The 3311-nt window shown below is 39.2% G+C and carries 5 protein-coding genes and 1 pseudogene; 4 read left to right on the forward strand and 2 right to left on the reverse strand.

Annotated features, from left to right (window positions below):
- The coding region (locus HRT50_RS18320; protein WP_291617187.1) for an NnrS family protein at positions 1 to 264 on the reverse strand (264 nt) is incomplete at its 3' end.
- Positions 265 to 467: 203 nt separating this feature from the next.
- Entirely contained in the window at positions 468 to 800 is a 333-nt protein-coding gene (gene trxA, locus HRT50_RS18325; RefSeq protein WP_291617189.1) for a thioredoxin, read from the reverse strand.
- Between the two features lie 144 nt (positions 801 to 944).
- On the opposite strand from trxA, the gene HRT50_RS18330 reads away from it, so the two are divergent.
- From HRT50_RS18330 to HRT50_RS18345, 4 genes and pseudogenes are all read left to right on the forward strand, one after another.
- Complete coding sequence (locus HRT50_RS18330; protein WP_291617191.1) at positions 945 to 1868, forward strand: LysR family transcriptional regulator; 924 nt, start codon at positions 945 to 947, stop codon at positions 1866 to 1868.
- 93 nt (positions 1869 to 1961) lie between these two features.
- Positions 1962 to 2639, forward strand: a complete 678-nt coding sequence (locus HRT50_RS18335) for a carboxylesterase (protein WP_291617192.1) — start codon at positions 1962 to 1964, stop codon at positions 2637 to 2639.
- A 134-nt stretch (positions 2640 to 2773) separates the two neighbouring features.
- A complete protein-coding gene (locus HRT50_RS18340; RefSeq protein ID WP_291617194.1) occupies positions 2774 to 2950 on the forward strand; it encodes a hypothetical protein in 177 nt (58 codons plus the stop codon).
- A 12-nt stretch (positions 2951 to 2962) separates the two neighbouring features.
- A pseudogene (locus HRT50_RS18345) lies at positions 2963 to 3311 on the forward strand (sel1 repeat family protein); the annotation flags it as partial.

Here is a 3311-nt window from a genome sequence, read left to right on the forward strand (position 1 = left end):
ACCTCGTACGCCAGTCCAGATATGTACAGCTGTTAATAAAAATCCAGCAATGATGGCACCACCAAAACCAAAAATCATTTCATGGATATGCCACCAATAACCGCCACCTAAAGGGGATAAGCCTATGGTGCCCTTATAGATTAATAACCAAAGCGTAACGGCGAAAATGCTAAAGAGGGCGCCGCTAAGAAAAAAGGGCCGAAAGCCTAAGCGTAATAGCGGCGGTATTTTTTGTTCAGTTTTTAAATCGGTGATTTGCATCATATGTTTGCCTTATACAGCGAAGATGATTACGACGGTATTGTTGGAGTGATTGTTATTTATGATTGTAATGAATAGTAAAAAGGGATATCTGAAATAGATCAATGAAAAGTGAATTAGGTATTTTAAATATTTGAGCTTAAGCCATCAAGTATTGATAACTTAAGTTCATTGTCAGTTCAATTGTTAATTTATCACCAATAATATTAATGCTGTAGAACGAATTTATTCACTTGATTGATAGATGAAGCGCCCACTTGCGTAGCCACTAACTCACCATCTTTCATCAGCAGTAAAGTAGGAATGCCTCGAATGCCAAACTTAGCCATCAATGCTTGGCTATTGTCAGCATTAATTTTTATTACTTTAATGTCATCATGCTCTTGGGCAATTTGCTCTACTACTGGCGCTAACATTTTGCATGGTGCGCACCAGGGGGCATAAAAATCTATTAATACTTTTCCCTTTGCTTGTTCTACTTCTGGAGTAAATTGCTCTGCTGAAATCTCGGTAACTTTTATTAATGTCTCTATGTTCATGGTGTACTCCATTCTATTGCTGTTGGTATTGCGATTGCTAATCAAGGAGGGCAGTGTACTTAAGTTGTAATTACTTAATTAGATGTGTTTAATGGGAATCATTGTTCTAAAAATGAAACAATAGCGGGTAAAGGTAAGATAAGTATGAAATTGAGAAATTTAGATGATTTACATTTATTTGTGACTTTAGTGGAAGCTGGTTCGTTTACCCTGGCGGCAAAGACGTTAGGCATAGCAAAATCGAAATTAAGTCGACGCCTAGTGCAGCTTGAGAAAGAACTAGGTTGTGATCTTCTGATTCGTACCACACGAAAACAATCACTTACTGAGAGTGGTCGCTTACTTTTTTGTGCCAGTAAAGAGCATGTAGAGGCTTTATCTCGGGTAGAAGAAGAGCTATATTCCTCATTAAAGCAAGTTAAAGGTAAGCTCAATATTTTATTACCTTTAGAGTTTTTTAATACCATCATTAGTAATTTAATTGGCGATTTTTTACAGCGCTATCCTAAAATAAACTTACATTGTCAGCACTATTCAGGCGCAGTTCCAGAATTTGATCCTAAGTTTGATCTCTGTTTTGTTTTGCATGAGCAAGAATTGCCAGCATCAAACTGGATTGCAAAGGAGTTGCTAAGTTTTCCGCAATCTATATACCTTTCGCCGCAACTGGCCGCTGACCTAGCGATTAAACCGCTAATGACAGGGCGAGCTAAGCCAGAGCAACTGACTCAATTTGACTGTATTTTAGCGGAAGAAGATCAGCCTTGGCACTTTCGAAATGCTGATAAAATTGAACAGGTTAATGTTAACGGTAAGTTGATACTTTCTAGTCCTGAAATGCGTCTTCGAGCAGCAGAGCAAGGTTTAGGCTTATGTAAACTACCTGACTATGTTCTAAATAATTATGTCCTAAAAAGTAATGGCCAAGAACAGAGTTTACAGCGATTAGCCTTGAGCCAGGATAGTGTTGCCCAACGCCTAAGTGTACTTTATCAAAGTCGTAATATTGCCAGTAAAACCAGAACCTTTTTAGATTACTTTCAAAGTAATGTTGGGCAATTATTGTAAAGGTGTTGGCCGTTCTCGTTGCTGTTTTGCCACAGGCACTCACGGTTGCTATGATGTGGCATCTTTTTATTAACGAATAAATTATTGAATTTTATGTCAACAATGCCACTTGAACGAATTACCGTCGAACCTAAATCGCCAGCTACTTCCTGTGTTATCTGGTTACATGGTCTGGGTGACTCTGGTGCCGGTTTTGCTCCTATTGTGCCGGTATTAGCTTTACCAGAAAATCACGGTATTCGCTTTGTATTTCCTCATGCACCAGAGCAAGCTGTAACTATTAACCAAGGTTATGTAATGCGATCTTGGTATGATATCAAAAGCATGGATTTGCATAACCGCGCCGATATGGCCGGTGTACTTGAGTCTGAAAAGCGTGTGCAAGCGTTAATCCAAGAACAAATAGATTTAGGTATAGCCTCGAGAAATATCGTCTTAGCTGGCTTTAGCCAAGGTGGCGTATTGAGTTTATTTACCGGTTTACGCTTTTCGCAAACTTTAGCGGGTATCTTGGCATTATCTTGTTATTTACCAACCGCAGACAAACTGCCCGAGCAATGTCATAGTGCCAACCTAGCGACCCCTATTTTACAAAACCATGGTGAGCGAGATGATGTGGTACCACTGAGTGCTGGTAAAATGGCAAATACCTTGCTAACCGCTGCTAAATATAAGGTGACTTGGCAAACTTATCCTATGGAACACTCGGTATTACCAGAGCAACTTAAAGACATATCCGCTTGGTTACAAGACCGACTGCTTGCTCGCTAGTCATAGGCTAGCCTGTAACTCCTCTAGTCAAAGTAAAAAGTTACGGTAAATTGTTACTGGATAAAAAACAGCCTTAGGCGTAGCAACTTATAGCTCTTTTTAACATACGGACAGATAGAATCGGAAGGTGATTTATGGACAGCGTTAAAGTACAAAACGGCACTGAAAAACCAGTGAAGGCAATAAAGGTAACGCAGATTACTCATTGGTTTACTCGCCAGCTCTTTAGCGTTGCTAATGTATTAAAGGTAATCACTTTGCTGGCGCTGTGTTTTTTTATTTATAACAAGTCGACCCAATCTCAACAATAAAATGATGATAGTTTGGACTACCTTGCCAGTCCTAAAATCGATGATATATATTTTTTAGATTTTAGGGTACTTAGCGACGCGCTAAGGCCAAAAGAGAAATACCGCCTTGCTAAGGTCGTTGATATTACCGGCGATACAGTGACGCTACTTTATGGCAATATGTTCTACTTACGCCAACAAACGCTAAAAGATAGTATTCACTACGGCCAGTTAAGATATAAAGGTTATTTTGAGTCCAAACGTTATGATTTAACATTAACGCAGTTAAAAGCCATGCATGACTCCACTGCCATTTATATGATTAAAAGGCCGGATCTAAATATGTTGTATGGCAATTACATCAATGACCCTAGGCCTGAAC

The sequence above is a fragment of the Colwellia sp. genome (assembly GCF_013215345.1).
Lineage (GTDB): Bacteria > Pseudomonadota > Gammaproteobacteria > Enterobacterales > Alteromonadaceae > Colwellia.